The organism is Haloplanus sp. C73, assembly GCF_051195115.1.
In the GTDB taxonomy this organism is placed as follows: domain Archaea; phylum Halobacteriota; class Halobacteria; order Halobacteriales; family Haloferacaceae; genus Haloplanus.
In genome coordinates this window covers 248,778-267,570 of record NZ_JBNTJZ010000002.1, presented here as the reverse complement: position 1 = coordinate 267,570, position 18,793 = coordinate 248,778, and the positions used below count along the sequence as shown (strand labels likewise).

The following is an 18,793-nucleotide window of genomic DNA, read 5'->3' as shown; positions in this document are numbered from 1 at the left end:
CACTCTGTTTCGCGTTGATTGACGCTCCACTCGCGCCCGAACAGCGGTGTTTCGGACGTTCTAAAGAAGGACCTTGGTACGTGTAGACTACTCTGGGTTAGGCCTGATTGAGATACGTATCTGCTACAAACCCTTCTTCGGCGAGGAGTGACCGAGCATCCCGACGCACGGACCGGTTGGTCGGGCGTCCCTCGTGAGTCCGAATGTGCTCTTTGATGCTCTCGGCAACCAGATCCACCAACTCACTAGCCGCACAGTCGGCCACGCTCTCAAGCGTTTTCGAGTAGCCGCGCTCTGCTGCTGGGAACCCTTGTCTTGATTCGAGGACTTCGTCGTTGACCGCCGTAATCTCGTAGAGATAGCCGTTGACTCGCAGTTCCAAATCTCGATGCACATAGTGAATCCCAATCCGAATCCGTATATAATCGCGGACTGCCAATATTAGCAGTCCGGTGTTTGCCATCGCCAGCAATCCCGGGATTGCTAACATCCGAGTTCCCGAATCGCCAATTACTGGACAGCCGGAATCGCTTCTAATAGCAAAATCCTGGCTTGGGGTCAACACAGTATCGACTCTAATGTAGGTAATGGATGGCACCTCACCTCTCACGTGTCAGACTACCCTGTGGTCAACTGATGAAGGCAAAATAGACACCAGTAGTCGATACAACAATTAACGACAAAGGCGTTATAAGGGCTCTGAACTTGACGGACTCGTCGAGTGCATGAATATTTTAAATAGATTAGGTAGAGCTGTTCCGAGCTCCGCGTTATTATGTCTGTAGTCAAAAAATCGACCGCGATTGTACAGAGGGAGTGACAGAAGACCGTCCAGAAAATTAATCAAACATAGGATCAGCTAAATGAATAGTTGTGCCAAAGCCATTAGACGAAGAACAAGACAGATTGGCGGTAAACATTGCTCTTGTCATACTCACTGTCACCCTCACTTCGCTGGTATGGTATTTTGGTGGGATCTATGAGTCAGGGGTTACTAATACGCTGATTGATGCATCAGTCAGTATTATACTGACGGGGATTGTTGCTGCAATCTATTACCGCCAATGGCGTACTGAGAAAAAACAGGTAGAGATCGGAGAGGCGATGAAAGATTTCCAGTCACAGCCAGCATTAGATGTAGTAGACAAAAAGCCGATCAAATCTGGATGGAAGCTGTATCTCGGTAATTTTGGGTTCGGGCCTGCACACGATCTACACCTGATAATCGACATCGATGTTGAAACCGATGACTACGCTCCCCAGTCTACTCCTGTTCGATTAGAAAACCAGCTTGACGATTCGGGAAATGATGATCTCTCTACCAATGCAATACTGCCAAAATCTGAGTCAGAGCCGTTTCTGGCGGAAGATGTAGATGTATACCTCGAAGATTCTGAGCCAATATCATTATCAACTCTATTCGAGGAGTTGGATATCTATGCCGACGACGGGAGCGAAGTGACGATCAATCTTACCGTAAAGGGACAAGACGGTTTCAAAGATGAATATACTGCCGATGCTGGAGAATACACAATCGTCGTGGATGACTTGTCGGGAGTGGCGGATTACAACGTCGATACGATCCTTACTCGCGAACGGAACTAGCAGCCCATAGGGTTATCACACTCTTTTGATATAAACATGCTATGGACCAAGGGATTTATCGGATCGAGTCAGAACTGCAAGGGGACAATGACGAGTCGATGCACATCCATTGTGAAGATGGACGATATGTTAAGCCGGAGGACGACGCCGATGAGCGAGTTTTATCGGCCGTTGAGAACGCACTTTCAGACTCTTTCCTCAAGCTATTCTATCGGTACCCGAACACACGTGAGGGGGACGGAAAGAAGATTGATTTAGTAGCCGTAAGCGCTGATCTTGGAGTACATGCAATTTCTGTATTCGACTTTAGCATAGAGGAAATTGAGAGTATTACTAATCAAACGTGGACGATCGAAGACAGGGGTTCTATAGCAGCGGTTAGAGAGGCTCGCAGTGCAGAACAGAGTCTTAAGCGTCAATTCGAAAAACGAGATGAACTATTAGAAGGGGAATTTGATCCTGATCTTCGCGCCGACGTACAGGGTTTTATTGCGTTGCCGAATATTGAACAAAAAGAATTTGTCGAACAGTTTGACCTCCCTGAACGGGTCCTACAGCGAATCATCTTCTCGAACCATCTGGATTCAACAACAAAGCTGCAATCAAGACTGACGGTAACTCAAAATTCAGCGCTGCCGGACAAAGTACTTCGACACGTCTTGGCAGTCTTGAAATTTAGTGACTTATTGAGTGGTTCTCAACTAAATGTCGTCGACGAACCTCAAACAAAGGGTGAAGTCGCGAAGACTATTCAGAATCGTCTTAAGTGTATCACAGACGAACAATTTAAGATTGGTTTTGAACATCCAGATGATCCACAACGAATACGAGGAATCGCTGGATCTGGGAAGACGGTGGTGATGGCATTAAAAGCCGCAATTATTCACTACCAAGAAGATTGGGATATTTGCGTGACATTCCGGAATCACGGCCTATATCAGACGCACCGGAATCTAATCATCGAGTTTTATAAGGCGCTCTCTGGCGGTAGTTCTCCAGATTGGGGAGATTCATTGGAGCTTCTCCATGGGTGGGGAAATAAGGATCGTAACGGTATGTATCGAAGGATCGCATTAGCGAATGGTGCAGACTTCTTTACTTCTCCACAAGCCAGTGACAAATTCAACGAATATAATCCAGCGATGAAGCTTGAGAAAGTATGTGAGCACTTATTAAATACAACAGATATAAGTCCGCAATATGATGCTATCCTAATCGACGAAGGGCAAGACTTCACGCCATCTTTTTATCAAATGTGTCGAGATGCCTTAACCGACGAACAGCGGCTGTATTGGGCCGCTGACGAGGCACAGAATCTATCAACACTCCAAGCTAGAGACTTGAAGACTCTCTTCGGAACGGATGAGAATGGGGAATTGGACATTGCAACGGATGTGAGTGAGGGCTTCATTTCGGGAGGACTACAGGGCACTCACGTCATGGACCGATCTTTCCGGACACCTCGATCGATATTAATGACAGCACACGCGTTTGGGATGGGTCTCTATCGTGACGATCCAATCCGTGCGATTCGTGACCAGGAGCAGTGGGGACGTCTTGGATACGAGGTTACCGAAGGAAACTTTTTGAAGAAAAATGTCGGTGAACCACTTCGATTGGAGCGCCCAGCCCGAAATTCTCCCCATCCACTTACACAGGTGGAACCGAATCGTGACGAAACAATTTATCCTCTCCTCAAGACACACTGGGCAGATACTTCAGAGGGGGAAGCGCGGTGGGTTGCAAAACAAATTGACAGAGATCTCAAGTCAGGCCTCTCGAAAGACGATCTTATGATTATCTACTTCTGGCCGCCAAGCGTACGAGATCAGGCCAAACGAACATTATTTGAGGAGATCAGAAAGCATAGCGAGCAAATAGAAAATAATCATGACGCTATTCATCAAGTAGGAGACACAGATAGAGCAGAGTTCAGAAAGCCAGGGAAGATTTCACTAACACAAGTTCACTATGCTCGTGGAAATGAAAGTCCAGTAGTCTACCTCATGGGCTTGGAGTATATTTCGAAGAGCGGATATGATGAATATATGTCGAGGAACTCCAACTGGCATGGCCAATACCTTGGCGCCCGCAATGAAGCGTTCGTTGGCCTAAGCCGCACACTTGCCTGGTGTCGTGTATCCGGACATGGTGAACATGATAGTGCCTTCCACGAGCTTGAGGATATTTATCGTGACACTGATTGCCACAAGCCACATCTCACGTATCCAGCACCGGAACCAAACGCCGAACAGAATGATCCTGGCCCGATGGCTATTCAACGTACTCTTCCCACTTCTGATGGACAACGAGATGGATAAGGATTCAGGATCTTGTTGAAACCCTTCGTCCCTGACATTCGATAGAGCCCTCTTCTACCCACTTAGAAGTTAAGCAGGACTGTGAAAGACTAAACTGTATGAACTTGAAGCAGAGGCAAGTAGATGTCCGAGGAGTTCCAGGTGACGGCGAGTCTGAAAGGTGCGATCGGTGAGACGCTTCTCACAGAGCACAAGTCAGCAGTCCAAGATTATTTTATTGATTGGTGTGTCTCCGATTTGAAGGAGAATAATCCAGAATGGGTACCTGATACGGAGTATCGGGTTGTGTTTGACATCGGACGAAGTCCACATTCGTATGATGTTTCGATTGATGGTGATTTCGCTACTTGGTATCCTGATGCACTCTATGAACTGACCTTCAACTCATCCTACGTGACTGGGCAAGACTTTGACCGGTATACTGTTGAGTTCCCTGTAGAGGTAAAGACAGGACAGTCCTCCGAGTTAAGCGACAATCAGCGTGCAGTAATGGCAACTATTGAGCAGCAGTCAAACCCGATCTTTCCTATTCGAGTTCGTGTGGACGTGAGCGATCTTCCGGGCCGATTCAACATCGTTCCGCACCGCATCCAGCACCGTAAGGACACGTCACTTCCGGAATACAGCACCGAAGGAACTCCCAAGCCAGAAGAAACGAAACCGGATTCAACGGAAACCTCGTGTAGTTCTCTCTCAGAATTCCAAGACAATACTGAATCGGATTTAGAGGAATACGTATCGGCCGAATTAGCGGAGGCGATAAACGAAGTATCTGATAATCACACATCGAGCTTTACTGTTGAGGAAATCATTACTGTACTTGACCGAGATATCACTGAAGAAGAAGTCCGGGCAGGGTTAGACCAGTTGGCTTTTAATGGTCAGATTTACGAAGGAAGCCCGGAGCAGTGGAAGTCTATGCAGCAGGAATAGTTATTCTCAGCTAAAGTCATGGTGAGCAACCTCAGACAACGAGGTGTCGAAACTAATCGGCTCATAATCGGCTGAACAGGATGAGGTCGTCGTACACGCTTGTTCGGACGCACAGCAGCGGCGAGCAATCGTTCATAATCGGTTTGTATACCCGCAAGAATCGATCTACTCCGAAATCGCCCTGCGGTATGAACGACAATACGAACACGTACACACGGCCTTATCTGCCCAGCAATCGCCACCCAATCCGTCGATTTCGGCTGTGTCGCCGCTTACACCGAAGCCAGTTCACTCGGGGCTGCCATCATCTGTACCGCCGAATCGCCCGACAGCAACCGGTTATGAGATGTCTGATGGACAGTTGTGAAGTCAATATCGCGTCGCGCAGTTCGTGCACTCTCCGCTTTTCGGACGCGTTGTGCCCCTCTGCGTCGGATTGACCACTTGCTGAGGTCGGTGCGTCGCCAGCCTCATAGTAGGGTTTTCGAGGGCTGTGATTCCTTCTTGCGGTGGTGAACCCGAGTATGGCACTTACGAAACGGCTGAAGCTTCGTTCAAATAGTATGTTGGCGGTTCTTAGCCCCCAGATCCGATTATGAAAATGGTCACCAGATTAAACGAATCACTGCTGAACCGGTTCCAATACGGGTCGGATCCAAAACCGACTCAAAGACTAAATGGATTGCCGTGAATTCCACCAGACAGCGACGGGATACCGATGGCCGAAGAACGCGTGCAGGCGACCGAAGCGACGAGCGAGACGGAGACTGACCATGAGGTCGATGATGACCCGGAACTGGTTCCGTCCGCACAGCAGCTGCGCGACCACCAACCCGACGCCTACACGACCGGATACGATCCATTGGGAGAGACACGAGTTGGGATCGGGACAGCGAACGGGAACATCAAGCGACTCATCCGACTGAATGAAGGTCGTCACCACAGCGACGGCAATCACAGCACCCGCGAGGCCGCACGCGATAAGAAACGCATCACTGAGTCATTCTGTACAGCCCTTGACGTTCCCACCTACCAGCAACAGCGAGCCGTCTCGGCGATGGGTCAGCTGAACCTCGACCGCTTCGGCCAACAAAAACGGATCGAGAAGGTAGCCCTCTGTACGATTGGCATCGTCGTCGATCGTGAACGGAGACGCTACTTTTTGCAAGGCAATGACCCGACAGAAGTGGATCTATCAGAGGCGAGTCAGCAGAGGTTCCCGGATCGGTTCAGCCAACATCCGAAGTTCCAGGATCTCTGCGCCCAGCATGGCGTCTCCGATGATGACCACTACAGCGTGACCCAACTCGTCAAAGCGGAACTCAAGCGAATCGGATACTTCGAGCGAGAGAACCAGCCACTGCAGTAGGATGCCTGTTGATTTCTGCCCTTAGAGCGCCGCTGAAGACCATACTCGTTCCTTTAAGTGCTTCTTGCGACAATATGCGTAATTGAGGCGGTTCGGTCAGTGTGGTTCCCCGTAAGGGGAAGCCGCTGGCCGGCTCTTATCGCGGCCGAAATTGGCGACCTCCGAAGTCATAAGACTTCAAGCAGTGCTACTTCTTCGAGCTTTGGCTCTCGGGGAATAGTACGCTCGCACGAAGGAAGCCCTTAGCAGGGTTTCCGGCGAGGGCTCATCCTTTGGGAGTCTTTCATCGAGGGGTCACCAAGTGTCCGCGGACCGTTCTTCTGAACACGCGCGCCAATTCCCGCGCGATGTATTCGAAGTCTTCGACGGTCAGTACTCAGCACCGTCCTCATTCTGAGGAGTCGTGACTGACTCGACGACCAGCAGTCGTCGATAGCGGCTGTTCTCTCAGAGTCTGCGTCCCACGCCCAGTGGCGACGCTGTCCAGCGATGCCGCGATATCTGGCTGAGTACCGCCGTCGGCAGACAGGGAATCAACCACCGCATAATGTTCAATCACTACACGCACGACGAGTCGTACGTCCCGCCCATCAACCGCCCCCACGCCCCCGAGATGTGGGAAGCACGCACGCCCGCAGAGATCTCCCTCGAAGAGGGATGGAAGGCAGCGATCCCCGTTCGCGCCCCCGAGTGCAATGCACGGTTCACGCGTCTGTACGCACCCTACGACGTACTGTTCGTCGTCCGAGGCGGCCTGCTTCGGACGGAGCTCATCAACGATGGCCGCATCGACACGGAAGGGCTCTCCGTCTGTTCGGCGTGCGACGAGCTCTACGATCCGCTCCGAGCGAGTAGGACCTGTCCCTGGTGTGACGCCGTGCTCCCCGACCAGCGGACAACGGGCGGCGTGACGCTGGTCTCAGGCGGTGGGCAGCGATGAGCGGACCGCCGTTCGTGGAGCTGGGCGACCTCGACGGGACGCACGGCTGGGTCCGGACGAAGGGGTTCGTCAACTGGATAGAAGACGTTGCGTCACACCAGCCGTATCAGCGTGTCGCGCTCGGCGACGATACGGCATCGGAGCCGGTCATCTGCACCGTCTGGACCGAGGATATCGAGCTTGAGGAAGGCGTCGGCTACCATTTCGGTGGCGTCGACGACACCTACGAGAAGCTCGAAGAGGTCCAGCTCAAGCTCTACGAGAAGTCCTGGGCGGACGAGTTCTGGCGGCGAGAGTAAGCGACCAACAGGAACCACACATCATGCATCACGACAACACGGACGCGAACGGCTGGGGGTACCGAAGCGGCGGCGGACACATCATCGGTGAGTCGATGCCAGGGACGTTCGGGGATGCCGAGCGCACGCTGCATGACCGACAGGGGCAGACACCGGTCGTGGACGAGGAGGTTGAGGTGCCGGCGACTGAAACAGAGGACGGGACTGAATCGGTCGAGACCGGTGATGTCGAGATCGATGACCTCGTGAAGCGGCTGCGGGAGTAAACTAGCGTGTAGCTCCCAGCAGTTGCTGGGGGTTCAGTAGAGCTATCGGCGCTTTGCGCCTCGTTCTACGCGCGAGAATACGGACGCGAGGCTGAAGCGTATGTTGCTGGAAGCGTCAATCCCACAACAGCAGAGGCCGTCGAATTGCGCATCGTCGATGGCGAGGTGCAGCTGATCCCTATCGTTCAGGAGGACGGATGAAACCGGCAATCAGCTACAGTAATACAGCCTCGGCAGCATCACCACATATGGTAGTGTATCCGTATGCGGTAAGTTTATTCCGAGGAAACCATATTTGGTAAGTGTATGGCAACGATGCAAACAGTACATATGGCCGACGATAGACGGGGGCTGCTTACCCCGCGAGAACGGGAGATACTGTCCGGCGAGGCCGATGTCAACGAGGACTATTACTACGCGGTTGTGAGTCGCGTCCGGAAGAAAATCCAGAAACTCGACGAAGACGTGCGGATCCTCCGTCAAAATCACCCGGCCCTGTACTCGGAACTCCAAGCCGTCATTGCGGAGGACGAGGCGAACGAGGCGAACGAGGAAGACGATGAGTAGCGACACACAGCCGTCGATGACCTACCCGACGACGGGACAGTACGAGCGTTGGAAAGATCGGACAGCAGAATTCGACATGAGCGTCTCCGAGTTCATGCAGGCGATGGTCGAGGCCGGGCTCAAGAAGTTCGACGCGACCGTCGATCCGGACGAAACGAATCAGAAACTCCGCGAGCAACGAAACGATCTGAAAGACGAACTCGACCGGACCCGAGCACGTATCCAGACGTTAGAGGATCGTCTTCACGACGACGAACGGAACACCGTCCACCAGTACGTCGAGAATAACCCCGGCGCCACTTACGACGAAATCATTCAGCACGTCATTGACACTGTCCCAGAGCGGGTGAGCGACCACCTCGATGAACTGGAGGGCGAGTCCCTCACGGCCGATGACGGCGCGTACTACGCTACTGACGACGACGCTTCGGATGGTGGTGGATGATGAGTCGCGGTCGGAAATCCCCAGATCCAGAAGATCGCATGGGCGTCTACAAGCGACTGTCGGATGTGCCGGATCGCTACCGCCTCCACCACCACGCGAACGCCTACGAAGGGCGCGATGTGTGGGAGGAGTTCCTGACTGAGCACCTGTTTCCGCGCTTCGATTCTGATCGATTCAAAGAGGATGCGCGTCGCGCTGGCCGTTACTGGAAGGAGCACATGGCCGAGCGCGGCCGTCATCACGCGCTTGCCACGCCGGCCGATGTGGAGACGTGGATGGCAGACCTCCTGGATCGACTGAAACTCAAGACCGCGTACAACTCCTACTGGGTCCGCGTGGAGCGGTTCTATCACTGGCTCCAGTGGCACACGGAACACCCGCATACGCACCATCCGGTACTGATGGCTGCCGCCGACGGTGGAGCGGCAGGTGAGGTGTGGGACGAGAAGATGGCCCGCCGTCGAGGCGGTTCGAAACGATGAGTGATACCCCTGACGCCGAGACGACAGACGCACAACGAGCGGAACTGGCCGCTGCGTTCGGCAAAGAGTTGGACCCGCTTGCAGAGTATGAGGCGACGTTCCAACAGGCCGACGCGGATCCCTTCGCGCTATTCACAGCCGAGGTACTGGCGACACGGGATATCTCCACTCGAACACGCGAGGGGTATGACCGCGTCTTTCGACAGTGGCGCGAGTTCATGGCTGACCAAGGTCGTCACCCAGCCTGTCCGAGTGAGGGCCATGTGAAAGGGTTCGCTCGACACGAACTAGACACCAAGGACAATCATCCTGATACGGTGAAAGAGAAGCTCCGGAAGCTGAACAACGCCTATACGTACTGGCAGGATGATCCGACGTTTCCGCACCCCCAAGACCACAACCCCATCAACCTCGCCAAGACCAAGGTGACGTTCGCTGACGTGGAGAGTAAGGAGCCGCCACGAATCCCGCTGGCGGACCTTCGAGACGTACTGGAGGACGTGACGCACGTCCGCGACCGTGCTATTATCGCGCTCCAGTTGAAACTCGGCCTCCGGGCGACGGAAGTGTGTAACCTGCAGTTGTCGGATATCGATATTCAGAACGCCGATCTCCGTGAGCACTATCCGGAACTCGGATCGAATCCGCGATTGGAAGGGCGTCAAAACGCCGTGTACGTGCCGCACGACCGCGAAGGGAACAAGTCCCAACGGCCGCGCCTCCTCCCGCTGGACGACGAGCTTCGACGTGTGCTACTCCGCTATCTGCTCATCCGACCGGATACGGGTGAGCCATGGGTGTTCCTCTCGTTAACTCGCCACGAGCAGCTCCGAAAACAGGATATCAACCAGCCGTGGAAAGATGCATTTAGACCGGAGTACGCCGAGACGGAGCAGCATCGAGCCGTCACCAGCCACTACGGTCGTCACCACTTCACGACGTACTGGCGGGTTGAGGAGAATCTGAATCGGGAGCTCATCAAGTACATGCGGGGCGACACTGCAGGTTCTATGTCAATTCAAGAGCGCGGTGCGATTGACGAGTACATTCACACCTACTACGAGGATATCAGAGATCTATATCGCGAGAATGTGTTCAAGCTGAATGTGTGAATCACCCTCCTCCGCGGTTACACAATCTCTTGGCTCTAATACTGGTCTCGCGGTGCCATCTTACAGGCAAGCCAGTGTGCCCCAAGCAGCTCTGATTCGACCTGACTCAGCTTGAATTTCTCATTGAGTTCCGGACGAACGACGTAAGAGAAATGGATAGTCTCATCACGGTTCCGCCGATGCCGATTGAGCCGATTACTGAGGGAGACCGTTTCGCCAATATATTCGAGCGGTGGCGCATCGTTCGGATTCCAAATCCGATAGAGACCACCCTTATCCGGAACATTACCCCTGGACTCGCTGAGCGGCTCAGGTGGCGACCAAGCAAATCCCATCCAATCCGATTCAGTAACACCTGTCGGATTCGTCCATGAGAGGGGATCAGCGCCTTCCCGGAAGCCCCGATATGAATCGTCGCGTGTTGATTTCGATGATGACCTCGACGTCGGGATTCAGATAATTGGTCTCGGTCATCAGCCGCGCCATCGTCACGCGCTTGTACTCGTTTAACTGTGGAAACTATCATCCACACACTGGAGTATTCCGTCTTTCTTTTCGACATCATCAACAGGGGTTTTGGAGCGGCTATGTCGGAGATCGTCATCTGACTGGTGACCAACGCTTAATCCCAGTTCTTCTGGCGACCACGTGATGAAAATATGCATCGGATCGAATTCAGGAATGTCAGAAACATCGAGATCACAGGCCCAGCAACCGGTTTCTACGTCAAGGCGTTTTAATTGAAGTTTTTCGCTAGGTGTGATGGCTAATATTAATCTGTTATTCTCATCCTCCGATATTATATCAAGAATGAATTTTTTCTCTTGTTTAGGCCTTGTTTCGTTAGGTTTGAACCGGAATGATAACGACCCTTCCTGTTGAGCGATTGCTTTCTCGCCACCTTTTGGATCTCCCAGTAGCTCCTTATTTACATCGTTCTTCATCATCATGTCTACGGATTGCGCCGAGTCGGGATCCATTGGTCTATATCCATCCGGCAGTTCATGCTTCGGCTGGTAATTTGGGATTTCAATTCGGCGTCGGGTAATTAATTCTTCAGAGAGATTGGGATAATATATTAGCCCAGAAACTACAACTCCTGAAATATCAGGACGAGGCGTGAGTTGTCTTCCTGTGTGTTGCCTTATTTTCAATTCCTGAAGTGAATCGCCTTCATTCAAATTTGGAAAATTTATGTGTAGTATCGAAGGTTTATTACCAAATTTTTTCGATACATCTGTGAATTGATTTTGAAATCTGTTATATATGTCTGTTCCCCAAGTAGATTTCTGGATTGCAATAAAATTCACGTTACGGACGAGAAGAGTCGCCTTTCTATCTATTGCCTCAAATAACAAGACCCAATTTCCAAAATCATCAAGTTTTTTGCCTATTTCCAAACTATTTGAAATTGCTGGCTCGATAAGATCCTCATAGAAGTTGTTCATAAGATCAAAAGCATTTGTTTTGTATTTCGGGTACAAAATTGGCTCTTCAGATGGAAATGAGAGAATCGTTATTCTACCAAATGGAACCCGCACGTCCAGCCTTGGAGAATTTTCAATTTCTTCGCTTAGAGGAAGATTATATCGGATATTTTCGACCTCTTTTTTTGTTGGAGTTTCGTCCAGTTCTAATATGACAATGTGACTTTCTACTGGTAGATGAGTCCGAATTTCCTCAAAAAGTTTATTCGCTCTATACGCTTGCTTTCGTTCCTCATCACTCTGCTTACGGCAATGCTTACACTCAATTTGAACACTCGGATTTAGATCAATCAACTCAATATCGGGTGTTTTCTCATTGGTTTCGTCTTCCTTCAAAAATGCTGGAGTGTGACCGATCTCATTATATGCAGCTGCCACTTCCAATTCGTACATACTACTTTCAAACTCACTTTCCGAACGTAACCGTTCACAGAATATTTCCTTGACTGAAACCTCTTTCAGCTGATTACCATCTGGATCAATGATCGGAGCGTCTTTGATAGTTTCATAAATCTGTCCTAATCTAAGGAAGTCAAGACTCTCATTCCGCCAATCAGGTAAATCGATGACTTCGGTTTGATCCTCATGAAGATCTTCCTTAGCCATCCTGTAAGCTTTGACAACCGGTGGTAGATCATCATGTGGAATTGGTACTTCATACGCGACTTGATCTTTATCCGCATCCGTTTCATCTATCCTGAGATGTTTCTCAAGCCATGATTCTCCTACTAAATCCAAGGCTGAGCGAAATTTCTCGTGAGGTGACTCTACCGTTGGCATAGGTAATTATAATTGATATATACGTTTGTTATATTAAATACCACCCCACTGCACGACTCGTACCCTATCTCAAGCACGACATAGAGGTTGTATTAGAGAGTCGGTTCGGGCGGGCGCGTAGCGCTCGGTGTGGACGACCACCCGTTCGTCCGCCCGGCCCACGTCGACCACCTCGATACGGTCGTCGAGTGCGAGCGGCGTGGAGTCTTCCAGCAGGCGGAGGTCACAGAGCGCGTGATAGGTGAGCCGTCGCCACGCGGCGGGCGAGGCGTCGATGAGGCGGTCGAGCGCCCGGCGGTATTTGGGTTCGAAACCGGCGGCGGCCCGCTCCGCCGTCCCCTCTCGCGTCAGGGGGCGCCGCCGATTGACGACCGTGAAGTGGTCGCGGATGCGCTCCATCGCGGCGCGGTCCTCGGGGCCGAGGCCGGGTTCGCGAACCGAGTAGTCGAACTCGTCGGTGGCAGTTTCGCGAATCGTCGCCACCACGCCGGGCGACACCTCGTACTGGGCGACGACGGCGGGTGCGTACCATGCGTCGGCGTCGCCGGGCGCTCGCGGCGTCGGGACCGCCGACTGCGTCTGTCCGTCACTCATTCGTCACCCGCCTCGCTCGCACCCAACATAGCAGTTGGTGGCTCGTTATCAGGTATAATATCTAGTCCGAGGCGGCCCCCTCGGCGCTGGGGGTCGGCGTCGCCATCGGTTCCCGGTCCGAGAGTTCGAACGCCTCCAGCAGTCCGAGGAGGGTGTCGGCCTGTTCGGCCAACTCGTCGACGCGAGTTGCCACCGTTTCGAGCGAGTCGGTCTGGTCGCGGGCCGCGTCCGCGACGCTCGTGGCGCCGGTGGCCGTCTCCGCGCTCGTCGCCGCGACCTGTTCGATGGTGGAGACGGTCTCCTCGGTCGAGGCGGCCTGCTGGTCGGTCGCGTCCGTAATCTCGCGCACCCCCTCGTCGGTCTCGTGTGCGAGTTCCGCGATGGTGTCGAGCGAGTCGATGGCGGCCTCGACCGTCTCGACGGCCTCGGACACCTCTGCGGTCGTCTCGCGCATCCCTTCGACGGCCGTCTCGGTCTGGGTCTGAACGCCGTCGATAATCGCTTGCACGTCGGTCGCTTCGGCCTGTGCCTCCTCGGCCAACGACTTCACCTCGTCGGCGACGACGGCGAAGCCATCGGCATCGCCCCCGGAGTGAGCGGCCTCGATGGAGGCGTTGAGCGCGAGGAGGTTCGTTCGCTCGGCGATATCGGAGATGGTGGCGACGATGTCGCCCATGCGGTCCATGCGGTCGTCGAGTTCGCGGAGTTGGGCCATCGTCTCGGTCGCCTGCGTCTCGATGGCGTCCATCTTGTCGAGGGCCTCGACGGCCGCCTCCTGACCCTCGTCGCCGCGGTCGGCGGTCCGAGCCGCCACCTCCGCGACGCTGTCGGCCGAGGCCGCAATCTCCTCGATGGTCGCCGAGAGGTCGCTCATCTCGGCGACGACTTGGTCTAACTGATCGCGTTGCGCCTCGGCGTCGGTCGCGATGTCGTCGGTCGCATCGCTAATCTCCTCGCTCGCCCGCGCCACCTCGTCGATGTCGGCGGAGGCGTCGACGGTCCGCTCCGAGACGGTGTCCGCGAAGGCGTACACTTCGCCGACCGTCCCCTCTAGGTCGTCGAGCATCCGGTTGAACGAGCGCGCGATAGCGGCCATGGCCTCGCTCTCGGGGTCGGGGTCCATCCGAACCGAGAGGTCGTTGTCGGCGGCCGCGGCCATGACGTCGCCGTACTCGTCGGCAGTTCGTTCGAGGCGGTCGGTCATCGCTTCGAGTTCGCGCGTGTTCGCCCGCAGGTTGTCCGTCATGCGGTCGAGGTCGTCGCCGAACGACCCCGGGACGTCCTCGTCGAGGACGGAGGCGTCGAAGTCGGCGCGGGCGAGGGCGTCGGCCTGTGCGGAAATCGTCCGGAGCGACGCGTGCATCTCGTCGAACGCCGCGACGAGGCTCCCGAGTTCGTCGTCTTGGTCGTGGGTGTCGACCGTCGCGGCGTCGAGTTCGCCGGCGGCGACGGTCGTCGCGGCGTCCTCCAGCGCCCGAACCGGGTCGACGAAGTCCCGGCGGGCGATGAGGAACGTGTTCACGCAGGCGACGGCAGCGCCGCCGAGGAGGACCATCGTCACGACGGCGCGCACGACGCCGGCCAGCAGGAACGGGAGGACGGCGAGGACGACGGCGACGCCGAACTGGATGGCCACCGCCGCGACGATTTTGCGCTCTATCGACTCGTCGACGCCGAGGCGGTCCATCGACCCCCAGAGGGCGCGTCGATACAGGTCGGGTACGGAGTCCATACCCGGCCGATACGCACCCGGACGCACAAGCGTGGCTCCGATTATCAGCTCGTAGGAACGACGCGAGACCCGGACGCTTATTCAAGACAGACTCGTTGTACCGGTATGGACGGCGAAATCAGCCCCGACAAAGTCGAGACGCTGCTGACGAGCGATGACCGACCGCGAATTATCGACATCCGCTCACCCGGCGCGTTCGCGCAGGGTCACATCCCCGGCAGCGAGAACGTGCCCTTCGGCGACCTGCCGGACCGCGTCGAGGAGTTCGCGGATTCGGACCACATCGTCACCGTCTGTCCGCACGGGAAGGCGAGCGTCCAAGCCGCGCGACTCATCGGTTCGTACGAGGGAACCGCGGACGCGACGGTCGAGAGCATGGCTGGCGGGCTGGATGCGTGGGACGGCGAGTTGGAGACCGACGGCGAGGCCCCCGAGTCGCCGTTCTAAAAACACGTACTCGACGCGCGGGCGTCGATGACGAGGACTAGGTGACGATCACGCGACGTTGAACCCTTTGTCGCGGAGGAAATCCTCCACGCGACCCAGGTGGTTCCCCTGCAACTCTATCGAGCCGTCCTCGACAGTCCCACCGCAGGCGAACTTCGATTTCAGGTCCGACGACAGACTGTCCATGTCGACGTCTTTCGGGTCGAACCCTTCGATGATCGTTACCTCCTTCCCGTAACGGCGCTCGTCGATGCGGATGTTGATCTCCTGAGACTCCTTCGCGACGTCTTCACAGACGCAGAGTTCCTCAGGGAGCCCGCACGTCGAGCAGACTTCCGACATTACAGCGTAAGGCTACTCGATGGGACTATTAAATTGTGTCGGGATACCCGACCGGATTCGGTCGGCGTCCACGCTCGCGACTGGAGGCGACGGGGCCGCAAAGCCCCGGTCACTATATGTGACGGCACACCACGGACGGGTATGACTCAGCGTTCGCACACGGGGCGGGCCGACGGATGAGCGAGGACACCGGAAAGCACGAGCCGAAAGGCCGGTCGACACCGCTCGCGTCGAGTCGGTTCGCCGACGCGACGAACCGGTTCGTGCACGCGACGGAACTCGTCGCCGCCGCGGTGTTCGCGCTTCTCTTTGCCATCGGCGTCGTCGACCTCCTGTTGCAAATCCTGCAGGCGGTCCGGTCGGGGACCATCACCGACCCGCTGGTCGTCATCGGCTTCATCGACACCGGCCTGCTCCTCCTCATCATCGTCGAGGTGTACGAGACGGTCATCGCCTACACCGAGGAGACCGACACCCGCCGAATCGTCAGGCTCGTCATCTACACCGGCGTCATCGCCATGGTCCGAAAGGCGATTATCTACCGCGTCAGCGAGTACTCGTCGGCAGAGGCCGCCCTCTACGCCGCTATCGGGTACACCATCCTCATCTTCGGGCTGGTGGCACTGCTCATGGTCGAGCGACGGTACACCGGCAGTGGCGTCGCCGACTAGACTGTTTTTGCGAGCGAGGCCGTAGGCCGGGCATGGACACGGCTGACGCTCCGGCCCGGTTCGACCCCGCCCGCGACGGCGACGGGGACACGACCACCGTCGACGTCGGCGTCGACCTGCACGTCGTCCGCCTCGGCCCCTCGGACGGCACGCCCATCGTCTTGCTCCACGGATTCCCGGAGTGTTGGTACGGCTGGCTTCCCGTCGCGCGCCGGCTTGCCGACGCGGGCCATCGAGTGCTCGTCCCCGACCAACGCGGCTACAACGCGAGCGAGAAACCGAGCGCCGTCTCGGCGTACCGACTGGAGACGCTGGCGGCGGACGTGGCGAGACTGATAGACCAGACCGGCCACGACACCGCCCACGTCGTCGGCCACGACTGGGGCGCGGCGGTGGCGTGGTGGGCGGCACTGGACTACCCCGACCGCGTCGCGACGCTGACGGCGGTGAACGTCCCCCACCCGACGGTGATGCGGCGGACGCTCCGCCGGTCGTGGGACCAGCGCCGACGGAGTTGGTACATGGCGCTGGCGCAGGTGCCCGTCCTACCAGAGTGGGTCGCCCGCGCGGCCGACTACCGGCTGTTCGAGCGGACGATGCGGTCGTCGAGTCGACCCGGCACGTTCGACGACGCCGATTTCGCGCGCTACCGGGCGGCGTGGTCGGCGCCCGGCGCGCTCACCGGAATGCTGAACTGGTATCGCGCCGCGGCGCGCCACCCGCCGGCGGTTCGAGTCGAACCGGTCGACCCCCCGACGCTGATTTGCTGGGGCGTCGACGACGACTTTCTCCGCACGTCGATGGCGCGGGAGAGCGTCGCGTACTGCCGGGACGGGCGGGCAGAACTCGTCGACGCGACTCACTGGCTTCACCGGGAGCGCCCGGGCTGGCTGGCCGACCGACTCGATTCGTGGGTCGGCTGAGCGGAGCGGCACGCCTTTGTCGCGAGAGCGGCGAGCGACGGTATGCCCGACTTGGGAAAAATCGACCGCGAGTTCTTCGAGACACACGTCCGGCCGCGGCTGGGTGCCGACCGCGACGACGTGCGTCTCGGGCCGACGCCGGGCGTCGATTTCGGCCTCCTCGATATCGGCGACCGAGCCGTCGCCATCGCGACCGACCCCGTCTCGATTCTCCCCGCCCTCGGCTTCGAACGCGCCGGGAAGTTCGCGCTCGATGTCGTCCTCGCGGACGTGGCGGTGAGCGGGCTCCCTCCGTCGCATCTCGCCATCTCCTTCTCGCTGCCGCCGTCGATGACGGACGAGGCGTTCGCGGCTGTGTGGGAGGGTATCCACCGGGAGGCGAGTGACCTCGGCGTCAGCGTCGTCACCGGCCACACCGCCCGCTACGAGGGCTGTTCGTTCCCGTGGGTGGGCGGGGCGACGGCGCTCGCCGTCGGCGACGCCGCCGATGTGATTCGGCCCGACGGCGCTCGCCCCGGCGACGACGTGGTGGTGACGAATGGCCCCGCCGTCGAGACGACGGGTCTGCTGACGACGCTGTTTCCAGAACAAATCGACCTCGACGCCGAAACGCTCGCGACGGCGCAGGCCCGCCTCGACGAGGCGAGTTGCGTCCGCGACGCCATGACCGCGGCGGCCGCCGGGCCGGTGACGGCGATGCACGACGCCACGGAGGGCGGCCTTCACGGCGCGTTCGTCGAGATGGCGACGAGCGCCGGCGTCGGCTTCGATATCGAACGCGACCGGATTCCGATGCGGCCCGGCGTCGAGGCGACGTGCGACGCCCTCGGTATCGACCCGTGGACCGCCACCGCATCGGGGTCGCTCGTCCTGACCGTCGCTCCCGGGGGGACCGAGGCGGTGCTCTCGGCGCTCGAAGACAGGGAGACGCCAGCGGCACGTGTCGGGAAAGTAGTCGAGGGCGAGGGCGTCAGCGTCGACGGGGCGCGAATCGAGGCGCCGAGCGTCGACGCCGCGTGGGCCGCGTACAGCGACCTCTCGTGACTACTCGACCCGGACCGGCATCTCGGTGAAGCCCTCGCCGGTGAAGCGATAGGCGCGGATGGGGTCGTCGGCGACGGGCGAGACGATGACGTAGACGTAGCCGGGCCACGTCGCCCGCGCGCGGTCCGTCGCGCTCGGCACGGGGTCAGTCTCGGGGTGTGAGTGATAGAACCCGACCGCCTCGGCGCCCGCGGCTTCGATGCGGTCGATGGTCTCCATCGTCGACGCGGGGTCGAGTTCGTACTCCGTCCGGGGATGGGTGGCGACGTTCGGGACGCGCCGCGCGTCGGTGACGCGGTCAGGGGGGCCGCGCGTCCCACCGAGGACGCCACAGATTTCGGCGGGGCGCTCACGGTCGGCTCCCTCGCGGGCGTGGTCGAGGAGGGCATCGCTCGTGTCGCTGTCGAGGACGAGGGCGTCGTCAGTCACGGGCC

General features: G+C 57.0%; 21 protein-coding genes. 15 read left to right on the top strand and 6 right to left on the bottom strand.

What is annotated here, in order from left to right:
* Window positions 1-97: 97 nt before the first annotated feature.
* A complete protein-coding gene (locus ACQUSQ_RS05790) occupies window positions 98-394 on the bottom strand; it encodes a hypothetical protein (protein WP_435067588.1) in 297 nt (98 codons plus the stop codon).
* Between the two features lie 479 nt (window positions 395-873).
* Here ACQUSQ_RS05790 and ACQUSQ_RS05785 point away from each other — a divergent pair, with 479 nt between their 5' ends.
* The 11 genes from ACQUSQ_RS05785 (at window position 874) to ACQUSQ_RS05735 (ending at window position 10,339) form a co-directional block, all read left to right on the top strand.
* Window positions 874-1,605, top strand: a complete 732-nt coding sequence (locus ACQUSQ_RS05785) for a hypothetical protein (RefSeq protein WP_435067587.1) — start codon at window positions 874-876, stop codon at window positions 1,603-1,605.
* Window positions 1,606-1,646: 41 nt separating this feature from the next.
* Window positions 1,647-3,926: a DEAD/DEAH box helicase gene (locus ACQUSQ_RS05780; RefSeq protein ID WP_435067586.1), complete on the top strand. Its 2,280-nt coding sequence runs from the start codon at window positions 1,647-1,649 to the stop codon at window positions 3,924-3,926.
* A gap of 123 nt (window positions 3,927-4,049) precedes the next feature.
* On the top strand, window positions 4,050-4,859 hold the full coding sequence (locus ACQUSQ_RS05775) for a hypothetical protein (protein ID WP_435067585.1): 810 nt from the start codon (window positions 4,050-4,052) through the stop codon (window positions 4,857-4,859).
* A 718-nt stretch (window positions 4,860-5,577) separates the two neighbouring features.
* Entirely contained in the window at window positions 5,578-6,228 is a 651-nt protein-coding gene (locus ACQUSQ_RS05770; protein WP_435067584.1) for a DNA-directed RNA polymerase subunit epsilon, read from the top strand.
* Between the two features lie 547 nt (window positions 6,229-6,775).
* On the top strand, window positions 6,776-7,168 hold the full coding sequence (locus ACQUSQ_RS05765) for a hypothetical protein (RefSeq protein WP_435067583.1): 393 nt from the start codon (window positions 6,776-6,778) through the stop codon (window positions 7,166-7,168).
* Entirely contained in the window at window positions 7,165-7,467 is a 303-nt protein-coding gene (locus tag ACQUSQ_RS05760) for a hypothetical protein (protein ID WP_435067581.1), read from the top strand. Before ACQUSQ_RS05765 ends, ACQUSQ_RS05760 begins: the two co-directional genes overlap by 4 nt.
* 23 nt (window positions 7,468-7,490) lie before the next feature.
* Window positions 7,491-7,733, top strand: coding sequence for a hypothetical protein (locus ACQUSQ_RS05755; RefSeq protein ID WP_435067580.1), 243 nt, complete (start codon window positions 7,491-7,493; stop codon window positions 7,731-7,733).
* Between the two features lie 306 nt (window positions 7,734-8,039).
* A complete protein-coding gene (locus ACQUSQ_RS05750) occupies window positions 8,040-8,300 on the top strand; it encodes a hypothetical protein (protein WP_435067579.1) in 261 nt (86 codons plus the stop codon).
* Window positions 8,293-8,745 (top strand): hypothetical protein, encoded by a 453-nt coding sequence (locus ACQUSQ_RS05745; protein WP_435067577.1) that lies wholly within the window; start codon window positions 8,293-8,295, stop codon window positions 8,743-8,745. Before ACQUSQ_RS05750 ends, ACQUSQ_RS05745 begins: the two co-directional genes overlap by 8 nt.
* 38 nt (window positions 8,746-8,783) lie before the next feature.
* A complete protein-coding gene (locus ACQUSQ_RS05740) occupies window positions 8,784-9,227 on the top strand; it encodes a hypothetical protein (protein ID WP_435067576.1) in 444 nt (147 codons plus the stop codon).
* Complete coding sequence (locus tag ACQUSQ_RS05735; protein ID WP_435067575.1) at window positions 9,224-10,339, top strand: tyrosine-type recombinase/integrase; 1,116 nt, start codon at window positions 9,224-9,226, stop codon at window positions 10,337-10,339. Before ACQUSQ_RS05740 ends, ACQUSQ_RS05735 begins: the two co-directional genes overlap by 4 nt.
* A gap of 506 nt (window positions 10,340-10,845) precedes the next feature.
* On the opposite strand, the gene ACQUSQ_RS05730 is transcribed toward ACQUSQ_RS05735, so the two are convergent.
* From ACQUSQ_RS05730 to ACQUSQ_RS05720, 3 genes are all read right to left on the bottom strand, one after another.
* On the bottom strand, window positions 10,846-12,606 hold the full coding sequence (locus ACQUSQ_RS05730; RefSeq protein WP_435067574.1) for a hypothetical protein: 1,761 nt from the start codon (window positions 12,604-12,606) through the stop codon (window positions 10,846-10,848).
* Between the two features lie 69 nt (window positions 12,607-12,675).
* Window positions 12,676-13,200 (bottom strand): hypothetical protein, encoded by a 525-nt coding sequence (locus ACQUSQ_RS05725; RefSeq protein ID WP_435067573.1) that lies wholly within the window; start codon window positions 13,198-13,200, stop codon window positions 12,676-12,678.
* Window positions 13,201-13,261: 61 nt separating this feature from the next.
* Window positions 13,262-14,932, bottom strand: coding sequence for a methyl-accepting chemotaxis protein (locus ACQUSQ_RS05720; protein ID WP_435067572.1), 1,671 nt, complete (start codon window positions 14,930-14,932; stop codon window positions 13,262-13,264).
* A 105-nt stretch (window positions 14,933-15,037) separates the two neighbouring features.
* Between ACQUSQ_RS05720 and ACQUSQ_RS05715 the strand changes: the two genes are divergently transcribed.
* Entirely contained in the window at window positions 15,038-15,379 is a 342-nt protein-coding gene (locus ACQUSQ_RS05715; protein ID WP_435067570.1) for a rhodanese-like domain-containing protein, read from the top strand.
* Window positions 15,380-15,427: 48 nt separating this feature from the next.
* Here ACQUSQ_RS05715 and yciH read toward each other — a convergent pair whose 3' ends face one another.
* Entirely contained in the window at window positions 15,428-15,721 is a 294-nt protein-coding gene (gene yciH / locus ACQUSQ_RS05710; protein ID WP_049935096.1) for a stress response translation initiation inhibitor YciH, read from the bottom strand.
* A 176-nt stretch (window positions 15,722-15,897) separates the two neighbouring features.
* On the opposite strand from yciH, the gene ACQUSQ_RS05705 reads away from it, so the two are divergent.
* The 3 genes from ACQUSQ_RS05705 to ACQUSQ_RS05695 are packed head-to-tail and all read left to right on the top strand — an operon-like array spanning window position 15,898 to window position 18,359.
* On the top strand, window positions 15,898-16,392 hold the full coding sequence (locus ACQUSQ_RS05705; protein WP_435067569.1) for a phosphate-starvation-inducible PsiE family protein: 495 nt from the start codon (window positions 15,898-15,900) through the stop codon (window positions 16,390-16,392).
* Window positions 16,393-16,424: 32 nt separating this feature from the next.
* The gene (locus tag ACQUSQ_RS05700; protein WP_435067567.1) at window positions 16,425-17,315 is read left to right on the top strand and encodes an alpha/beta fold hydrolase; all 891 of its coding nucleotides are present in this window, start codon (window positions 16,425-16,427) and stop codon (window positions 17,313-17,315) included.
* Between the two features lie 42 nt (window positions 17,316-17,357).
* Window positions 17,358-18,359, top strand: a complete 1,002-nt coding sequence (locus tag ACQUSQ_RS05695; RefSeq protein ID WP_435067566.1) for an AIR synthase family protein — start codon at window positions 17,358-17,360, stop codon at window positions 18,357-18,359.
* Here the strand turns inward: ACQUSQ_RS05695 and ACQUSQ_RS05690 are convergent, their stop codons facing one another.
* Window positions 18,360-18,788, bottom strand: a complete 429-nt coding sequence (locus tag ACQUSQ_RS05690; RefSeq protein WP_435067565.1) for a desampylase — start codon at window positions 18,786-18,788, stop codon at window positions 18,360-18,362.
* Between the last annotated feature and the right edge of the window lie 5 nt (window positions 18,789-18,793).

What these genes read in the sequence shown, in the direction of transcription:
- ACQUSQ_RS05780 (WP_435067586.1), top strand. Translation starts at nt 1,647, where the DNA reads ATGGACCAAGGGATTTATCGGATCGAGTCAGAACTGCAAGGGGACAAT.
- ACQUSQ_RS05775 (WP_435067585.1), top strand. Translation starts at nt 4,050, where the DNA reads ATGTCCGAGGAGTTCCAGGTGACGGCGAGTCTGAAAGGTGCGATCGGT.
- ACQUSQ_RS05770 (WP_435067584.1), top strand. Translation starts at nt 5,578, where the DNA reads ATGGCCGAAGAACGCGTGCAGGCGACCGAAGCGACGAGCGAGACGGAG.
- ACQUSQ_RS05765 (WP_435067583.1), top strand. Translation starts at nt 6,776, where the DNA reads ATGTTCAATCACTACACGCACGACGAGTCGTACGTCCCGCCCATCAAC.
- ACQUSQ_RS05760 (WP_435067581.1), top strand. Translation starts at nt 7,165, where the DNA reads ATGAGCGGACCGCCGTTCGTGGAGCTGGGCGACCTCGACGGGACGCAC.
- ACQUSQ_RS05755 (WP_435067580.1), top strand. Translation starts at nt 7,491, where the DNA reads ATGCATCACGACAACACGGACGCGAACGGCTGGGGGTACCGAAGCGGC.
- ACQUSQ_RS05750 (WP_435067579.1), top strand. Translation starts at nt 8,040, where the DNA reads ATGGCAACGATGCAAACAGTACATATGGCCGACGATAGACGGGGGCTG.
- ACQUSQ_RS05745 (WP_435067577.1), top strand. Translation starts at nt 8,293, where the DNA reads ATGAGTAGCGACACACAGCCGTCGATGACCTACCCGACGACGGGACAG.
- ACQUSQ_RS05740 (WP_435067576.1), top strand. Translation starts at nt 8,784, where the DNA reads ATGGGCGTCTACAAGCGACTGTCGGATGTGCCGGATCGCTACCGCCTC.
- ACQUSQ_RS05735 (WP_435067575.1), top strand. Translation starts at nt 9,224, where the DNA reads ATGAGTGATACCCCTGACGCCGAGACGACAGACGCACAACGAGCGGAA.
- ACQUSQ_RS05730 (WP_435067574.1), bottom strand. Translation starts at nt 12,606, where the DNA reads ATGCCAACGGTAGAGTCACCTCACGAGAAATTTCGCTCAGCCTTGGAT.
- ACQUSQ_RS05725 (WP_435067573.1), bottom strand. Translation starts at nt 13,200, where the DNA reads ATGAGTGACGGACAGACGCAGTCGGCGGTCCCGACGCCGCGAGCGCCC.
- ACQUSQ_RS05720 (WP_435067572.1), bottom strand. Translation starts at nt 14,932, where the DNA reads ATGGACTCCGTACCCGACCTGTATCGACGCGCCCTCTGGGGGTCGATG.
- ACQUSQ_RS05715 (WP_435067570.1), top strand. Translation starts at nt 15,038, where the DNA reads ATGGACGGCGAAATCAGCCCCGACAAAGTCGAGACGCTGCTGACGAGC.
- yciH (WP_049935096.1), bottom strand. Translation starts at nt 15,721, where the DNA reads ATGTCGGAAGTCTGCTCGACGTGCGGGCTCCCTGAGGAACTCTGCGTC.
- ACQUSQ_RS05705 (WP_435067569.1), top strand. Translation starts at nt 15,898, where the DNA reads ATGAGCGAGGACACCGGAAAGCACGAGCCGAAAGGCCGGTCGACACCG.
- ACQUSQ_RS05700 (WP_435067567.1), top strand. Translation starts at nt 16,425, where the DNA reads ATGGACACGGCTGACGCTCCGGCCCGGTTCGACCCCGCCCGCGACGGC.
- ACQUSQ_RS05695 (WP_435067566.1), top strand. Translation starts at nt 17,358, where the DNA reads ATGCCCGACTTGGGAAAAATCGACCGCGAGTTCTTCGAGACACACGTC.